General features: G+C 50.4%; 17 protein-coding genes. All 17 read right to left on the minus strand.

The genetic code is table 11. From position 1 onward, the window contains the following. Positions 1-129 precede the first annotated feature (129 nt). Positions 130-1,788, minus strand: coding sequence for a recombinase family protein (locus D1159_RS17050; protein ID WP_161846814.1), 1,659 nt, complete (start codon positions 1,786-1,788; stop codon positions 130-132). A gap of 98 nt (positions 1,789-1,886) precedes the next feature. Beyond that, complete coding sequence (locus D1159_RS17055; RefSeq protein ID WP_161846815.1) at positions 1,887-2,024, minus strand: hypothetical protein; 138 nt, start codon at positions 2,022-2,024, stop codon at positions 1,887-1,889. A gap of 302 nt (positions 2,025-2,326) precedes the next feature. Then, entirely contained in the window at positions 2,327-3,166 is an 840-nt protein-coding gene (locus D1159_RS17060; RefSeq protein WP_161846816.1) for a transglutaminase domain-containing protein, read from the minus strand. A 306-nt stretch (positions 3,167-3,472) separates the two neighbouring features. Next, positions 3,473-3,712 (minus strand): hypothetical protein, encoded by a 240-nt coding sequence (locus D1159_RS17065; protein ID WP_161846817.1) that lies wholly within the window; start codon positions 3,710-3,712, stop codon positions 3,473-3,475. A 103-nt stretch (positions 3,713-3,815) separates the two neighbouring features. Continuing rightward, the gene (locus D1159_RS17070; RefSeq protein ID WP_161846818.1) at positions 3,816-4,154 is read right to left on the minus strand and encodes a hypothetical protein; all 339 of its coding nucleotides are present in this window, start codon (positions 4,152-4,154) and stop codon (positions 3,816-3,818) included. 482 nt (positions 4,155-4,636) lie between these two features. After that, positions 4,637-4,945, minus strand: a complete 309-nt coding sequence (locus D1159_RS17075; RefSeq protein ID WP_161846819.1) for a hypothetical protein — start codon at positions 4,943-4,945, stop codon at positions 4,637-4,639. 165 nt (positions 4,946-5,110) lie between these two features. Then, a complete protein-coding gene (locus D1159_RS17080; RefSeq protein WP_161846820.1) occupies positions 5,111-5,428 on the minus strand; it encodes a hypothetical protein in 318 nt (105 codons plus the stop codon). After that, positions 5,418-6,365, minus strand: a complete 948-nt coding sequence (locus D1159_RS17085; RefSeq protein WP_161846821.1) for a hypothetical protein — start codon at positions 6,363-6,365, stop codon at positions 5,418-5,420. The genes D1159_RS17080 and D1159_RS17085 overlap by 11 nt, the downstream gene beginning before the upstream one ends. 393 nt (positions 6,366-6,758) lie before the next feature. Continuing rightward, positions 6,759-7,484, minus strand: a complete 726-nt coding sequence (locus D1159_RS17090) for a SprT family zinc-dependent metalloprotease (protein ID WP_161846822.1) — start codon at positions 7,482-7,484, stop codon at positions 6,759-6,761. A 5-nt stretch (positions 7,485-7,489) separates the two neighbouring features. After that, entirely contained in the window at positions 7,490-10,579 is a 3,090-nt protein-coding gene (locus D1159_RS17095) for a type I restriction endonuclease subunit R (RefSeq protein WP_161846823.1), read from the minus strand. A 78-nt stretch (positions 10,580-10,657) separates the two neighbouring features. Next, positions 10,658-10,831 carry a hypothetical protein gene (locus D1159_RS19275; protein WP_202621141.1) on the minus strand — a complete coding sequence of 58 codons (174 nt, stop codon included), beginning with the start codon at positions 10,829-10,831 and terminating at the stop codon, positions 10,658-10,660. Further along, complete coding sequence (locus tag D1159_RS17100) at positions 10,831-11,352, minus strand: dual specificity protein phosphatase family protein (protein WP_161846824.1); 522 nt, start codon at positions 11,350-11,352, stop codon at positions 10,831-10,833. Before D1159_RS17100 ends, D1159_RS19275 begins: the two co-directional genes overlap by 1 nt. Further along, positions 11,349-12,560: a restriction endonuclease subunit S gene (locus D1159_RS17105; protein ID WP_161846825.1), complete on the minus strand. Its 1,212-nt coding sequence runs from the start codon at positions 12,558-12,560 to the stop codon at positions 11,349-11,351. The genes D1159_RS17100 and D1159_RS17105 overlap by 4 nt, the downstream gene beginning before the upstream one ends. Then, a complete protein-coding gene (locus D1159_RS17110; RefSeq protein ID WP_161846826.1) occupies positions 12,544-13,128 on the minus strand; it encodes a hypothetical protein in 585 nt (194 codons plus the stop codon). Before D1159_RS17110 ends, D1159_RS17105 begins: the two co-directional genes overlap by 17 nt. Before the next feature lie 2 nt (positions 13,129-13,130). Then, entirely contained in the window at positions 13,131-14,045 is a 915-nt protein-coding gene (locus tag D1159_RS17115; RefSeq protein ID WP_161846827.1) for a Kiwa anti-phage protein KwaB-like domain-containing protein, read from the minus strand. Positions 14,046-14,055: 10 nt separating this feature from the next. Continuing rightward, positions 14,056-15,585, minus strand: a complete 1,530-nt coding sequence (locus D1159_RS17120) for a type I restriction-modification system subunit M (RefSeq protein WP_161846828.1) — start codon at positions 15,583-15,585, stop codon at positions 14,056-14,058. Then, the gene (locus D1159_RS17125) at positions 15,563-16,168 is read right to left on the minus strand and encodes a restriction endonuclease subunit S (protein ID WP_161846829.1); all 606 of its coding nucleotides are present in this window, start codon (positions 16,166-16,168) and stop codon (positions 15,563-15,565) included. Before D1159_RS17125 ends, D1159_RS17120 begins: the two co-directional genes overlap by 23 nt. Between the last annotated feature and the right edge of the window lie 344 nt (positions 16,169-16,512).

The following is a 16,512-nucleotide window of genomic DNA, read 5'->3' on the forward strand; positions in this document are numbered from 1 at the left end:
GCAGCGTCCCCCGCAGCGACGGTATCCCGTCCAGATGTTGGAGCAGTACGATCTTGAACAAAACCACCGGATCAATGAGCCTCCCCCTGACAGGGGTATCTACGACTCGGGGAAGCACCCCGGCAGGAATCACGCTGAGATTTCCTGCCGGGGGCTTTCCTTACTCTGCTGAATGTCCCCGCCGATACAGCCGATGTCGCTGTAGTGGATCTCAATGGTCTGCATGGCCTTCTTAGACCATTTGGTACTTTTCTCATGCACCACAATCTTCTGGATAAACAGCCGCAGCAGTTCCGGCGTCAACTCCGTGATGTCCGTGTAGCGTTTGGCCTTGGCGATGAACCCCTCGGTGCTGGAAACCGTATCCCGCAGCTTCTGGATGGCACTTTCCTTCGCTGGGATTTCCTCTGCCAGTCTTGTCTGCTCCTCTGTGTAGCCGCCGGACAGCGTCTGGAACTGCTCCACCGAGATATGGTCGAGTACCCGATCCTCGTACAGTTTTTTGAAGATGGCATCCAGCTCCGCTCCACGTTTCCGCATAGCGGTCAGCTCCCGTTCCTGCCTGCGGATCTCCCGCTGGATCTCAGCGGACTGCCTGCTGCCGATGTACTCCGCGAACTCCCTGGTATGTTCCCTGGCCATCGCCGTCAACCGCCGAAGATCCTCCAGGATCACCTCGTCCAGCACACACTCCCGGATGTAGTGGGCGGTGCAGACTTCAGCCCCCTCTTTCTTGTAGGTGCGGCAGGTGAAGTTGTTCCAAGTGGGTTTCATCGTGTGAGCCCGGTGCAGCACCATCGTGGACCCGCAGTCCGCGCACACCACCAGCCCGGAGTACTTGTTCTGCTCGTTCATCTTGGTGGGTCGGCGCCGGTTTTGCCGTACCCGCTGAACGATATCCCAGACCTCCTGGGTCACCAGTGCGGGATGCGTCCCCTCGAACACCAGACATTCCTCTTTGGGATGCTCCACACGGCGCTTGTCCTTGTAGGACTTTGTGCTGAACCTCATGTTGATGGTGTTGCCCAGGTACAGCTCATTCTCCAGCATATTCGCAACTGTACTGCTGGTCCAGTGGAAAGGTTCCTCCGTGTTCAGCGAGGTGTGATTGATCCCAAATTTCCGATAGGCATAGGTGGTGGGGCAGAGGATCTGCTCCTCCCTTAGTTTGCGGGCAATCTGGCTCGGCCCACGGCCTGCGGCGCACATGGCGAAGATACGGCGCACGACTGCGGCGGCTTCCTCATCCACCACCAGCTTTTTGCTGTCGGCTTCGTCCTTTTTGTAGCCGTAGGGCGCTCTGGTGCCAAGCCGTTCTCCCCGCTCCGCCTTGGCCTTGAGGACGGCCCGCACCTTGCGGCTGGAGTCCCGAACATACCATTCGTTGAACAAATTTTTGAATGGCATCAGCTCGTTGCTCTCGCTGCTGTCGGTGTCCACATTGTCGTTGATGGCAATGTATCGAACGCCGAACATGGGGAACCGCTCCTCAATGTATAGCCCGGTGTGAAGCTGGTTTCGGCCCAGTCTGGACAGGTCTTTTGTGATGATGATGCCGATTTCGCCGTTTTCCATGTCGGCCATCATCTGCTGGAAGCCTGGGCGCTGAAAACTGGCTCCTGAGTACCCATCGTCCACATAAAAGCAAGGGTTTGGGAAGTGGTGGTCGGCAGCATACCGCTGCAAGATCATTTTTTGATTTTGTATGCTGTTTGACTCATTTTCTGTATTGTCATCCTGACTGAGACGGCAGTACAGAGCGGTTTTCTTCTGGTTTGACTTTGTCATCTTGCCCTCCTTTTTGGTCAAACCGTTCAGAGCATTGCGACATGACTATACTCCAAAACGGCCCGGATATCCAGCGCTTTTCCCAGACAGCGCCGGGATCAAGCGCACAGCTTCTGCTGCTGGATCTCCAGGTCGATCAGGGCTTTCAGTTTTTCTTCCGGCGAACAGCGTCCGTTTATCGGGAACACGGACACCACCCGGATGGTTCTGCCGTGGGAAACCTGGATACGTTCCATCCTGATTTCTTGCTTGTTTTTTGGCTTGTCTATGGTTGGGAACCTCCCTTCTTGACAGTTTCGCCAATCTTATTTTTTAGCCAGTCATAACATATCCAATCATTTTTGCGGCGCTTGCTTCGCGTGACACGCCGCCAACGCTGGCTTTGATGGCCCAGGTGGGGCAGGGACTCCCGCCGAGCGAACGGAGACCGTACAGGGCCTCCTGTGGGGCAGACGTGGGGGAAAATCATCCCCGCTGAAAGGTGAGGCGCCGGCAAGCTGCAGGTACGGCTTGCCGGCGCTGGTGGGCTTGGCTTGCTCTATTTTGTAGATCCCGGTGCGAACAGTTCCTTGAGGAAGGCCGTGGCCTCCGGGGCCTGATCCTTCCCGGACTGATAGGCTTCGATGAGCAGGACGCCGTTCCTGCCGGAGAGGTCGTTGGCGGATACATCCACATTGAGCCACCGGCCCTCCACGTACACAAGGTTCCAGGTGTGAGTCTTGCTGCTGACGGTGAAGCAGGGGATGCCCGCCGCCGCGCACAGGAACTTCATCGCTCTGGCGTAGGAACCGCAGGCCGCTTTCAGCTCCCCGGCGTGAGGGGCGAAGGTCTGGGTAATGCCGGAGGTTTTTCCCTTTTGGTAGGCCAGCAGGGTGCGGATGTAGTCATTGAAGGCTTCCGCCCGTTCCCGGTCCGTCATCTCCGCCGTGGCCTCAATGACCGGCTGGATGAAGTCCAGGGGCGCCTGGTAGTTTTCCGGCATCTCGGCGGACACGGCGAAGTAGTCCAGGTGCTGCCAGTAGTCGGCGAAGCCCTGGGGCACGTGGTGTTCGTACCGCAGGACGCCCTCCATGCGCCCGATGAGCCTTTTCACCGCGTTGTAGTCCTCCTTGCTCACCATGGTGTAGGCGGGGGCGGTATCGCTGGTGCCGTCCACCATGGTCTGGCGGATGGCGTTGTACAGCTCCCGGCTGTACACGCCGGTGAACACCTCCGGGTTGGCCTCCTGGGAGAAGTCCTCCCGGCTCCAGTGTTCCGCGCTGATGGCGTAGGGTTCCGGCGTCTGAAGCCGGTACTCTGCCGCCTGGGCGGGGACGGTCAGCAGGGCCGCGTTCATGGTTCCTGCCAGTAGCAGGGATACGATTTTTTTGCGTTTCATGCTCGATTCCTCCGTTTTGTAATATGGTGGGGCTGTTGCAAACCGAACCATACCACAAGGTACGGGAGAAGTCGAATACAATCGGCAGACAGCGTTAGAGGTCAGAATCGCTTTTGATGAATTCGCCCAAAGCGATCGGCGGCGCTGCCCTTATTGTGAGCTCTTATTGGAAGTAAGGTTTTGTGAATTCACAAAGCCTTACTTTCGCCACGCCCGCCCACGCTGGGCTTGACGGCCCAGGTGGGGCAGGGACTCCAGCGCAGACGGAGGCGGGCCACACGGGGCCTCCTGTGGGCAAGCGGAGGGCTATTTCTGACTGGAGAGCAGATAGACTTCCTCGCAGAGTTTATCTGTTAGAAAAAGCAGTTTTGAGACAGCTTCGGTATCCATGCCTCCAGCCCGTTGATGGCGGGTTATCTGCTTCACGTTGGAATAGATCCTGTTGACGCCGGCGTGCAGGGCATGGTTCAGCTTCGGAGAGCGGCCTCTGAACTCACCGCCTTGAATCAGGCGGCAAAAATAAGCCGTGCTGTGCAGCCTGGTCATTCCCATGTACCGCTTAAGCCGCCGGTACTGCTCCTCCGTCATGCGGACAGAGAGGTTTCTGCTGTAGTCCCGCGTGGAGACGCAAGCTTTCCGCGGTTTCCGATTATGCCGCATGGAGATACCCCTTCTTCCTCAGCGCATAGAGCCGTTCGTACACAGCGCCCAAAAGATGAACAGCGCGGCGGAGCTGCTCTGCCGTACCATATCCGCTGTTGAAATCGCGGGCGATGGCGTTGATTTCCCGGCCCGCCTCGTCCATGAAGCGGATGACCTCCCAGGTTTCCTCCTCCCGGTGCAGGACAGGGCGGTTGGTTGCCAACTGCGCCATCAGCCACGCATTGGCGGACAGTCCGGCGGCCGCGCTCTTTTTCTTCAGCAGTTCATAATCCTTGGCACTCATGCGGACACAGGTACGATGTGATTGTTTGTTCGTATTTTTCACTCCCTTCTCGCTTTCGGCAATGTTGCCAAAAGCGGTATAAAAATTGTGTTCTGTTGTTGCTGTAGTAAGGTTTGGCAATGTTGCCAAACCTTACTATGCCTGCTGCATGAAATGCAAAATCGGGTTGGGCAACATTGCCGAACCCGATTTTCAGCATAGTGGACTTCCGGCAATCTTGCCGAAGATCCACCGGAAACCGCTTTTGACAATGTTGTCAAACCCGATAGCAGTTGAGTACACCTTCTGACAACCTTGTCAAAAGGTTCGATCTGACTTTTCGGCAACGTTGCCGAAAGGTTACCGCCCGCAGGCGGCATTGGGGTCAGGGGATTTCCCCTGCAAGTGGCGTTTTGACATCAAAACGCGATGCTTGCGCCCTCACCGCCGCTGGCGGTGAGGGCCGTAGCCCCGCCGTTGGCGGGGCTTTCTCCAGGCGGTAAAGTGATTGGAATTAGCGGGCCAAGCCCGCCGCTCCCAACGGACTATTGCCGCACAACATCCCGAATCTTCTCGGTCTGAGCAAGCACATCTTCCTCGCCGTCCTCATCCTGCCAGACACAGGAAGCGGCGCAGTCCATGAACCATTCGGAGCGCAGCAGGGACAGGATGATGTCCCACATGACGGCAAAGTCATCGCCATGCCCCTTGTCCTCGAAAGCCAGGACACCGTCATCGGAGATACAGGGAAAACCATGGGCGGCAAACAGGGTTTTCACCGTCTGACGCACAGCCTCCAGCCCGTAGCCCCGCCGCTCCACGGCGGCCGTGTCAAAGGAAAATTTCACTTTCATTCTGCGATCCCTCCTTGATGTTTGGTCGGCCACATTATATAGGCCCGCCCTGGCAATATCCAGAGGAATCGACAGACAGTTTGATGTGGTTGCGGTGTGTATCAATATACGCGCTGCCTTTTCAAAAAACAGGCACGATGCGTATCAGTGTACACATCGGACAGGCTACAATTGCCAGTTGTCATTCTGCAGCGCAGTCAGGAAATCAAGGACACCGGCATCCACAGCAGCGTCCGGCTCTTTGCCGCTCTCCGCCGCCTGGGGAACGGAGGAAACAGTTATGTGCTTCAACTCGTCCTGGAGGATGGAGCGCAGCGTGTCCTCCAGGTTCTTCCGATTATGGTAACCGCATACCGCCTCGCAGACAGCGCTGGTTTTGTTCTTTTGCTGGGAAAGGATTTCCCATGTCTCCCGCTGCCTGGGGTTGTCCAAAGACAGCACAATGTGGAGCCGCCGCTTTTGTCCGCCGCGCTCAATTCCCATCAGAGAGTACACCTGCCTGCTGGCTTGGGTTCAAAATCTCATTTTTGAGTAAATCGCCAATGGTCTGAAACGTATGGGCCAACTCATAGGACTCTTTCACAGAATCCTCAACCTCATCCGGCCTCATGCGGGTACACTCCGTCCAGATTCGCACGTTTTCTTTTGTAGGAGTCAGTAGAACCGCTTTTTCATAGGCTTTGCAGAACAGGCCAGCGATTTTATGGCGGCGGTCTGACTCGGCGTCAAACGCCTGGATTTCCTTTTTCGCTTTCGCCAGCTCCACCGCCAGGGCGGCAGCCTCATCCCGTTGCTCCTCCGGCAGCTCCCGTACCTGCCGGGTGATGTTGTAGCCCTGGTTGATGGACAGGTCGCCGCTGTCCAGGGCCTCCCTCACAGCGGCGGGGGCGTGTTCATTGATCTGCATGACCTTGCCCATGGTCACCTCACCGATTCCGACAGTGTCAGCCAGTTCTTTGCGGGTGCTGACGGGAGAAATCGGGTCTGACAATGTTGTCAAACCCGATTTCGCGTCCTCGCTTTTCTGATCCCCGCCGCCTGCGGACATATTTTCTTTTGCCCTGGCTTCAATATCCGGCTTCAGCCGAAGGGCGATCTTGCCCAGCTCCCACTTGTCCAGGTTTCGGCGGCCTTTCTGGGTGTCCAGCGCCCACTGTTTCGCCTCCAGCAGATCAGCAAACGAAAACACCAGCATTTTGTAGGGCAGGCCGTGCTTTTCACAGATGCGGAGCCGGTTGTGTCCGTCAATGACAGTCATATCCTCGTTGACGATGACGGGGGCATAGCAGCCGTTTTCCAGGATATCGCTCTCCAAAGAAGAAAACTGCTCTCCGCTTAACGGCGGGAGCAGTTTCTCCATCTCCGGCAGCACAACGGGCGTCCGCTCAGAGCTGCTATATTCGATTTTTGTGTTTTGCAAAGTACCATCTCCTTCAGTTTGATTTTGCGAGCCTTTGCCGTGAGTTTGCCGTTCTACCCAATCCGGTTCCTGACAGGCAACCCTGCTCGGCGCTGTGTCGTATGGCTTCCCTTGGCCCGCTCCCTCAAACTGAAATCGTGGCAGGCTTCCCCGAAAAAGTATCCGATTGGACGGTCATTCACTTGTACCCCCAAGCGCAGACGCGCTTGGGGGTACAGCAGCAAGCCTGTAAATGATGTCCAATCCCTTTCGGGAAAGCCTGTTAATGATGATACAAAAGTAAATTATTTTTCCTGTTGAGCCGCTGTGTTGCCAGTGTAACTCTGGCAGGAAGACTTGTCAAGGGGAAATTTGGGAAAACGGAACTTTATTTGCTTTGAATATAACGACACATTATACCCAGTACACTGCACTTTTGTCTAAGGTTTTCTTTCGTTCTCTCCAATCGGGCATCAGTGTTGTCAGAAAATCATAAAAGTGTCTTGAATGATTCGGATGGATAAAATGACAGAACTCATGCGTCACCACATATTCGATGCAGTTTCTTGGCACCTCAAGCAGGCGCTTATTCAATGTAATGATTCCTTTTTTCGCTAAACAAGAACCCCATCGGGTCTCCATATTTCGGATACGCAGTGCAGGCATTGATATCCCATATTTTTGAAATACCGGGTAGGTTTCCGAAATAATCTCGCCAAAGATGATTCGGCATTGTTCATCCAGATATCGTGTCACCATTCTTTGCTTTTTGGCAAAGTCATCGGGGTCTTTGATACAAAGATACAAATAGATCCCGTCAGAGAAAATTTCTTCTCGGGCGTTCTTCTCCACTTTCAGGCGAACTCCTCTGCCCAGCAGATAAAACGTCTCGCCGCTGACGTACTGCCTGGGCTGAAGGGCATAGTGCGCCATTTCAAGAAACTTTCCCTGGGCCGAGCGGATATAGTTTCCCTTACTTATTACAAAACCATCCACTTTTTCTGCCGGGATATCCGGGCTTGCTGAGACATACACTTTGCAATCCTTATGGATCCGCAAATTGAGGTTCTTTACCGGCTTTTCTTCCAGCACATATCGGATCTCGCTGCCTTCATATAAAACCGTTCTCTCCTGCGCCATCGCTTTTAAAACCTCCGAAGCGCCACTGTTTTCACATTTTCAATGATCTTATCAATGGTGTCAAAAGACAGTTTTAATCCCTGCTTTTTCTCATAGTCGTAAAAAAGGTCGTCAATATCCTGCGAGATTCGGTCGTGGATCGTTTTGTTGTTGGTCCAGTCCACCTGACTGTGGTTAGCCACAATTTTTGTGATCTCTTCCGCAATCTCCGCAGCAAAATCGGGAGAAACTTCCGCTTCCTTAGCTTCGTCAAACACCGCTGACAGAACACCGTAAAACGCCTGGGCGTGGACATTGTTCTTAATGGATTCCGGGTAGGTCACAGTGCTCCTTCCAGCGTGATAGTCCTCCATGATGGTACGCATTTTCGCCAGATATTCCGCCTCGGAGATCACCTTTTCCTTGTACTGCTCCAACGCTTCCCTGATCCGCTTGGAGAAGCTGTCATAATAGGCGGGATTCTCCTGATACTTTTCGCTGATGCTGCGGGTCAACTTGCTGGTAATAGCATCAGCTTTTGCCCGAAGAGATCCCAATTCCTCCAATTCCCGCTCAAAGTCATCCTTATTCAGAATATCTATGGGGCTGGTGATCTGCTTTAGTCCAGCTACCGAGAGGTGTGTATCCAGAAGATTTTGCATCAGCGGTTCATATTCCCGGTTATCAATGGCATCACAGTAACGGATTTTCACACTGCGGCGCACTTTCGAGAAAAAGATAAAAGTGTTTTGATATTGCTTTAATTCATCCTTTGGAACGGCCGCATACGCCTGTTCCGCATTCAGTACTATATTCAACGCCTTGCCAAAAGAACAGAGAAGATGGTAAAAGTTCTCCCGCTTCTTATCGTCAGCAAGAAATACTTCCACCTCTTCGGCGTCACGGGGATTTTTCAAGCCTGCAAACAGTTCCGTCATCTGGGTATAGGTTTCCCGCAGGTCGGCCACAGACGACATGACATCCACCACAACACCCTTCAAGTCTCCCTCGTCAAAGCTCTCCAAGCCAGCGCCGCTGTATAAATCCATGGCGGTATCCAGTTTTTCAATCAGTCCACGGTAGTCCACAATGAGGCCGTAGTCCTTGCCCTCATACAGGCGGTTGGTGCGGGCAATGGCCTGGAGCAGACCATGCTCTTTCAACTCTTTGTCGATGTAGAGCACCTGGCAGATGGGTGCGTCAAAGCCGGTAAGTAGCTTGCTGCACACGATGAGAATATCAATGTCCCCTACGCAGAACTGGTTCTTCATCGCCTCTTCATAGGCATCTGCGTCACCGTAGCGGTTCATCATTTTATTCCAGTAGGCAATGACCTTATCGTCAGCCCCCTCATCTACATCGTCTGCGCCTTCACGGAGATCGGGTGGCGAGATCACCACGGCACAGGTCAGATCGCCGAACTGCTCAAAGCACTCCAAATAGCGGACCGCGTCCCGCTTGTAGTTTGTGGCCAGCATGGCCTTGAAGCCGGTGTTCTGATACCCTTCGATGAAATGTTCATTGATGTCCAGCGCGATCCGCTTGATCCGGGCGTCGGTGGAGGTGAGGCGGCGGATACTGCTCCATTTCCGGGAAAGGTCATCCCGCTGCGCTTCCGTGAGCCGTTTGGTGGTCTGTTTGAACCAGAGGTCGATATTTGCCTCGTCCACATTCTGTTCCACAAAGCGGCCTTCGTAAATGAGCGGCACAATGGCTCCGTCATCCACACCATCCTTGATGGTATATTTATGGATCAGCTTTCCGAACTTCGCCATAGTGTTCTTCTCTTTTTTCATCAAAGGCGTTCCGGTAAAGCCGATGTAGCAGGCGTTGGGGAACACCGCACGCATTTTGGTGGCCAGCAGGCCGTAGTTGGAGCGGTGGCTCTCATCCACCAGCAGGAACACATCCCGTGAAAAATTCTTGTGCTCCATTTTTTCGGCGGTGTTGAACTTATTGATAATGGTAGTGACCACATCCGCCTTGCCGCTGCCCAGCAGCTCCACCAGATTCCGTCCGCTGGTGGCCCGGGCCGGATTGAGCCGGGTGTGAGCAAAGGTGGCGGCGATCTGGCGATCCAGCTCTTTCCGGTCAGTGACAATGATCACTTTCGGGGTGCAGTCGGACAACTCCATTAAGATATACTTTGCCAGCATCACCATGGTCAGGCTTTTTCCGCTGCCCTGCGTGTGCCAAATGACGCCGCTTTGGCGGTTGCCTTTTTCATCTGGCTGTTGAATCGTTTTGATGATCTCTTTGATGGCGAAATATTGCTGATACCGGCAAATTTTCTTCACATTGGCGTCAAAGAGCACAAAGTACCGGATCAATTCCATCACACGCTCTTGGATGAACAGGGAAATCAAATTCCGATCCTGTTCGGTGGGGGTGCGGCCGGTCACATACCGGGCCAGCGCCGCTTCCAGAAAAACGGTATCCTGTTCCTTCCACACATTCCAAAATTTCTTCGGCGTTCCTGCTGTGGCATACTTCACAGCGTTTTTATTGGTCGCCATCACGATCTGAGCAAACTTGTAGAGCTGTGGAATGTACTCCTTCTGCTGGTTGCGGATATTCTGCTCCACGGCCTGCTCCACGCTGACCTGTGGGGCCTTGCACTCGATCACGGCGAAGGGGATGCCGTTGATGAACAGCACAATATCCGGGCGGGCGTTGTGGAACTTGTCCCAGCTGTCCACCGCGAATTCCTCTGTGACATGAAACAGGTTGTTCTCCGGGTGCGCCCAGTCGATGTAGTTCAGGTTGAAGCTGAGGGTTTTCCCCTCGCCCACGGTTTCCGGGTAGCTCTTTCCCAACAAAAGGGCATTATAGATCTTTTCACTGGTACGCACCAGGCCATCGGTGAGGGGCTCGTCCAGATCCTCCATAGCCCGCTCAATGTTGGCGGCGGAAAATTCGTTTTCCGCGCCCGCGAAGACATAGCGGTTGAGCCGCCGGAGCTGGCCCCGGAGGATGTCTTTTAGTAGCACATGGTACCGGCTGCCCCGCTGGGCCTCGCAGTCCTGGGATGAGATATAGGTGTAGCCCATGGACTGGAGCAGTTCAAGCGCCGACTGCTGGCTGATGTTTTTTTCTAAGTACAGGGAGCTGTCCATGGTTTGCCTCCTTTCGGAAATATCAGTAAACGTAGGAATAGCGGGGCGGGAAATCCCGCCTCGCTCTCCTCTCTGGTTTTACTTTTCTTTTCGAACTCCCTTAAAGGGCGTCCCATCTTTTTTCGCATCCATAAAACGACCGGTATCACTGTCTCGCTTTACCCACTGTTTTGTAACAGGGTTAAAGGTCTGCGAACGGGTTTTTACCGCACCGTTTCTATGTCCGTCACCACTGGGAGGATTGGTTGCCATTACGTATTCACCCCTTTCTCTGCTGGATTCTGTACAAAGTCCCTCCAAAGGGACTTAACAGTCAAAAATATATTTCTTTTGGGTATATACATGGGATACATTTCCCGCAGTCTTTTAACAGATGTATCAAAATCGGTATAGTCAAACGCCCCCAGGCGCGCAACATATAACAATCCGATTGTTGGGGCCCTCGATTCACCTTGGTTGCAATGAATTAGAACTTTATGTCCTTGAAGTCTATACTCATCCAGAAAGGAAAATGCCGTTGCAAACATATTTCGATTGAACCCCAAGTAGTTTTCACTAAAACGATCCATATCAACAAGATTAAGGGCCATTTCATTTCCGCAGCGCTTTAATGCGTAATCTGGATGGGCAGGAGATAAGTTTCCGCGGTATCCAACAAATTGGCAGTGAAATGGATTTTTACAACAATGAAGTATTGCCCAGTTGCTTTCCCTCTGGATTAAATAGTAATCTTGCTCATTCCCAATAAAAATGTTGGGATAGATTTCTTTCATACGGATACCCTCACAATCCCCGTCAGCAAAAGCTGCATCAGGGCTTTTTTCTTTTGTTTTTCCTGTTCAATGTCCTGGCGGAGCAGGTCGAGTTCCCGGTCAGCGGTGGAGAGAACTTTAGCAATGGCGTTTTGTTCTTCAATCTCAGGAATATCAATTGTTATGAAACTGTACTTGGATATCCAATGCCTTTCATGCCCACCTACCGTAAACTTAATTAACTGCATTGCTTCATATGAAAAAAATATGCTGAATCCATCCTTAATAGTTAAAATCTTCATTGCTGATGACTTTGCTTTGAAAGGAAAATCTACATACTTTGTTGCTGTTGTAAAATCATCAAATATGACAACCGGAACCTCAGTGAAAACACCTTGAGTTTCATCGGTATAGCCAAGAATAAATGTTTTCCCAGCAGTTAATACTGGCGTCTTATATGCATTATCATAATCGGTTGTCTTTACCAAGTAAGCAGTTGGCTGAATATAATCAAAGATTTCTCCCAATTCTACTGTTCCCCAAGCTTTATTAAACCCTGGCAGACGTTTCTTCCCCGTCAAAAGTTGCTGCATCAGATATTTTTTCTGCCGCTGCTTCTCGGCAATTAGTTTTTGTTTCAGTTCAATGATCTTGTCCTGAGTGGTAAGGATTTTGGCGATTTTTTTCTGTTCGTCAATGGGGGGCAACACAATTTTACTCTTCAAAAAGCCATCCTGTCCCAAAGTTTTGTTGCGCCCAGCACCTCCAGGAGATGCTGCCTCCAGAATATCGGTTCCCCGCTTTGTCAAAAAATAAGAAATCAGGTAATCGATATCAACTCTACCGTTTACAGAACGGTACATTGGAAAACGGTGGGAGCCAATCATTCCTACTTCAGATTGTGTGGTTTTCCCGATTGCCTGTTCCCAGGCAAAAACGATATTTAGGATAAAGCAATCCGGCTCAATCCAAAAGACAGACTTATTCCCCAGTGCTGCGCCTGTAACGGGTTCTTTATAGAAAAGGCCCTTCCCATGGGAACGAATGCCGATTTGTGTGTACAATTCTTTAGACTTAACCTCCACCGGTCTCTCCACACGGCTAAGGCAATCACCAAGCATATACACATCCCAGTCAGAAGAGATAATTCCTGCTTTTGTTTTTTTATATCCCTCTGGAACATTTCCATGCCGGATTTGCTCTATTCGCTGTTTAATCTCTGTCTTCATGTTTCCTCCTAAAAAAGGTAAACTCAAACTCTGAAACATCAATATCTATGATGTTCCCTTCCGAAAGTTTTACCGGAGAGATAATAAGTTTTGATATAGTAGTTCGATGTGTCTCGTATTCGACTTCATAGATATAGCTCTGAAAAATATTAACTGTAGGATTCATAAAGAACAGATCGTTTTTAATATAAACAACACCCAATACGAGAAGTAAAAGTGATAGAACCGTCAAATCAATTGGATCTGTTAGCGAAAATTCAATTAGGGCCAAAATGAACAGCGAATAGTATGCAAGATAGTATTCCGCAGACCGATTTTTTACTGTTTTAAGCGTTATAGTATACACGCTGGTTCTTTGATTACGTTTCAGCAAACAAAATAATATTAGTCCGACAAGAAAAATGACTATAATTTCCCCAATCAAATATGGATTTAGATAAATACTTTTCCAGGAATACTTCCATGGTTTGTCCAGCACATTTCGGATTCCCAATAGTATCTCTTTTATCCACATAATCAAAAACATCGGTAAAAATGCAGAGAGATACATCACCAACTTCCGGAGCATGGCTATACCCCCTTGGTATGAACCAAACTATCAGAAAACAAATCTCGTGCATATGTTAGCCGAAGAATATCTATAATCAAATCTCTTACGGACGGAGTAAACTTAATGCAATCATTCTCATCATAAGTAAGGCCTTTAAACTCATCATACTGAGAAAGAGTGTGCTTTACTGTTGCAGGCTCTAAAGCAGAAAAATCTCCAACTGCTTTCTCCAATGCACGTGCAAGTTTCGTGGTCGCCCCCTTTTTGCCGACAACATCCTCATAAAATGACTTTGGATTATCTAAGAATTTCCAATTTTCAATTTCAGCTTTCTTAGCCGCAACAGTACGCTTTGATTTTTCATAATAACTAAACACTTTTTCAAAAGCTGTCTCCTGAAGGACAAAGACATCTTCGGCAACAATTGCAGTATCGATACAACCATTAAGTACAAAAATCTCTTCATCCTTCTGTTTGATAGTGTTTGCTACAAAACCGAATTTTACACTACGTTTATACCATGATTCAACTTTACGATACTGCGCAATTAAATAAGTTTTCTCAACATGATCGTCTTTTACTCTCTCATAGGCTAATACGATAGCAGCATAATTGTCAGTAAAATTCTCTTTATTCAAAACAGTTCCATTCTGATCAGCGGTAGATAAAGCAGCTATCATGTTGTTCCAATACGGTAGGTCAGTCAGTGGTATTTTTTTAATTGTTCCTTTTTCACTATGCACACTATCATATTCTGCAATCTTTCTTTCACCACAAAAGTGCTCATAATTTGTAGCATAGGTCTCCTTGATTTTTTGATCCAGTGCATTAGGAAACACAACGGCTTCATATTGACCTTTATACCCCTTCTTTTTAAGCAAATATACACGTACATTAGAGTTATCATCAACGATAATATTTTTAATACGCTCCATGTTATCCTCCTTATAGCCCCAGCTCTTTCAGATACTTCTTCATCTGTGTTTGAACCTGCGCCAGTTCTGCCTCAATATTAGCAATGTTCCGCTGTACTTCTTCAATATCCACCAGTTCTTCTTCCTCAAAGGTATCCACATACCGGGGGATATTCAGATTGAAGTCATTCTCCCTGATCTCGTCAAAAGAGGCCACATGGCTATATTTGTCCACCGTTTCCCTGGCCTCATAGGTGCTGACGATCCGATCAATGTCACAGTCCCGGAGGATGTTCTGGTTTTTCCCCTTCTCAAAGTTTCCATCGCCCGAGGCATCAATGAACAGCACATCCCGACGGGGGCGGTTTTTCTTGAACACCAGGATACACGCGGGGATACCGGTACCGTAGAACAGGTTGGCGGGCAGGCCGATGACCGCATCCAGCAGATTCATTTCCACCAGCTGACGGCGGATCTTACCTTCGCTGGCTCCGCGGAACAGCACACCGTGGGGCAGCACCACCGCCATGCGGCCGTTTTCCGCGTCCAGGCTGGAGAGCATATGCAGCACAAAAGCATAATCGCCTTTGGAAGCGGGAGGCACGCCCCAGTCGAATCGGTGATAGGGATCCAGATTGGCGGACATTTTCTTTTTCCCCTTGCTGTCTGCCTCCGCCTCCGAGAGAAAACCGCTGTCCCACTTGTCCAGACTAAACGGCGGATTTGCCACTACCACCTGGAACTTCATCAAATTATCATCCTCAACATTCTGAGGATTGGAGAGGGTATCGCCCTGCCAGATCCGGGCATCGTCCACGCTGTGCAAGAACATATTCATGGTACAAAGCGCCCATGTCTGTTGATTCTTTTCTTGGCCATAGATCGCCGCCTTCCCGCTGGGCACCTTCTTATACGCTTTCAGCAGCAGGCCGCCGCTGCCGCAGGTGGGATCGTAGATGCGATCATTTTCCCTGGGCTGTACCAGAGAGGCCACCAGCTCGGAGACTTGGCTGGGTGTAAAGAACTCACCGCCCTTCTTTCCGGCGTCCGAGGCAAACATGGCGATCATGTATTCATAGGCATCGCCGATGATATCGGCAGAGCCCAGCTGACTGGGGCGTAGATCCAGACCGTTGAAATCCTCCAGTAGGTTCCGCAGGGTCGCGTTTTTCTCCTTGGGTTCGCCAAAATCCACCTGGGAGTTAAAGTCGATAGCCCGGAACACATTGCGAAGCTTCCCGCTGTTGTGTTCTTCAATGTGGTTCAGCGCCACATTGATTTTCTGGCCAATTTCCGCATCGTTCCGGTTGGCGTAAAGGAAATCGAATGTGGACTGCTCGTCCATCGCGAAGCGTTCCCGGTTCATGGCCCGTTCCACCCGGCGCAGATCTCCGTCGTACTGCTTGATATAGGCTTCTCGTCTCTCCCCGGAAACATCGCTGAGGTATTTCACAAACAGCATGGAGAGGATATAGTCTTTATAGCGGGAACTGTCTATTTTGCCTCGGAAGCTGTCACAGGCGTTCCATAAGACTTGCTCAATATCTTTTCTGGTCGTCATGTATTTTTCTCCTCATGTTTTTTTGTGCGTGTTCTATCACAGCGACATAATATCTTTCTTTCTCATCGGCCAATTTTTTCAATAACTGTATTTCCTGCTTCGCAAGTAGATTCAACTTCGCTATTTTTTCTTGATCCGCAAGGGGGAGGAGTAATACTTCCAGCTCAGCAAAAAACGTAGGCCTTACTGCGCTGAGCATATTGCTGGAGCTGTTTTCGTAGATTTTTCTCTTGATGTCCGGCGTATTCAAGAGCCAGAGAAGGTATTCAGGCAACATATATTTCTGATTTAAACGAATAATCGCAAAGTTGGAGGAAACTACCATTCCTGTCATGTCTGTATCGATCAGGATCGCAGTATAAGGGATACTAAGCCGGATAATGATGTCACCTTGCTGCGTTAAATACTCCTGGCGGAGCAGCTCGGTTGCGTAAAACACTTCCAGACTGTCAGGCAGGATATATCCATCCGGGTGAATAGCCCGCAGATTCAGTAATGGGTAGCGATATGATGATATCTCCCGAGAGAGTTTTCTTGATAAGACTAATCCGCTTCGAATGGCAGCAACAGTTCCAAGATTCATTGCTCACCCTCCAACTTGTCATGGCAATTAAATAACAATCGAATTCAAAATAACTCTTTCTACATTGTTTGTTATTATATCTCAGTCCAAATCCCATGTCAAGATGTTATGTGGGAAAAATAACATCTTGACGGCAACGGCACCTGTATTGCTCACGTTCAAGGCTATGGGGGCACTTTCACAAGAAAGTGCCCCCATAGTTGAATAGATGTCGCTTCTCAATGCTCTCAACGGTGGTTTTGTAGTTGTCCTTGTGCGGGGTAGCCCTGCTGGTCCGGCCTTCTTCCTCACTGTACAACGGCTCCACAATTTCATATAGTTTCCTGAACTCTACCGCTCTGTCC

Origin of the sequence: Pseudoflavonifractor sp. 524-17, from assembly GCF_009935845.1 — a bacterium.
Taxonomy (GTDB): Bacteria; Bacillota; Clostridia; order Oscillospirales; family Oscillospiraceae; genus Pseudoflavonifractor_A.

Excerpts from the sequence above, each read along its gene's own strand:
- D1159_RS17115 (WP_161846827.1), bottom strand. The coding sequence starts at position 14,045 with ATGGAGCGTATTAAAAATATTATCGTTGATGATAACTCTAATGTACGT.
- D1159_RS17060 (WP_161846816.1), bottom strand. The coding sequence starts at position 3,166 with ATGAAACGCAAAAAAATCGTATCCCTGCTACTGGCAGGAACCATGAAC.
- D1159_RS17095 (WP_161846823.1), bottom strand. The coding sequence starts at position 10,579 with ATGGACAGCTCCCTGTACTTAGAAAAAAACATCAGCCAGCAGTCGGCG.
- D1159_RS17055 (WP_161846815.1), bottom strand. The coding sequence starts at position 2,024 with ATGGAACGTATCCAGGTTTCCCACGGCAGAACCATCCGGGTGGTGTCC.
- D1159_RS17120 (WP_161846828.1), bottom strand. The coding sequence starts at position 15,585 with ATGACGACCAGAAAAGATATTGAGCAAGTCTTATGGAACGCCTGTGAC.
- D1159_RS17075 (WP_161846819.1), bottom strand. The coding sequence starts at position 4,945 with ATGAAAGTGAAATTTTCCTTTGACACGGCCGCCGTGGAGCGGCGGGGC.
- D1159_RS17125 (WP_161846829.1), bottom strand. The coding sequence starts at position 16,168 with ATGAATCTTGGAACTGTTGCTGCCATTCGAAGCGGATTAGTCTTATCA.
- D1159_RS17105 (WP_161846825.1), bottom strand. The coding sequence starts at position 12,560 with ATGAAGACAGAGATTAAACAGCGAATAGAGCAAATCCGGCATGGAAAT.
- D1159_RS19275 (WP_202621141.1), bottom strand. The coding sequence starts at position 10,831 with ATGGCAACCAATCCTCCCAGTGGTGACGGACATAGAAACGGTGCGGTA.
- D1159_RS17100 (WP_161846824.1), bottom strand. The coding sequence starts at position 11,352 with ATGAAAGAAATCTATCCCAACATTTTTATTGGGAATGAGCAAGATTAC.
- D1159_RS17110 (WP_161846826.1), bottom strand. The coding sequence starts at position 13,128 with ATGCTCCGGAAGTTGGTGATGTATCTCTCTGCATTTTTACCGATGTTT.
- D1159_RS17065 (WP_161846817.1), bottom strand. The coding sequence starts at position 3,712 with ATGACCAGGCTGCACAGCACGGCTTATTTTTGCCGCCTGATTCAAGGC.
- D1159_RS17080 (WP_161846820.1), bottom strand. The coding sequence starts at position 5,428 with ATGGGAATTGAGCGCGGCGGACAAAAGCGGCGGCTCCACATTGTGCTG.
- D1159_RS17050 (WP_161846814.1), bottom strand. The coding sequence starts at position 1,788 with ATGACAAAGTCAAACCAGAAGAAAACCGCTCTGTACTGCCGTCTCAGT.
- D1159_RS17090 (WP_161846822.1), bottom strand. The coding sequence starts at position 7,484 with ATGGCGCAGGAGAGAACGGTTTTATATGAAGGCAGCGAGATCCGATAT.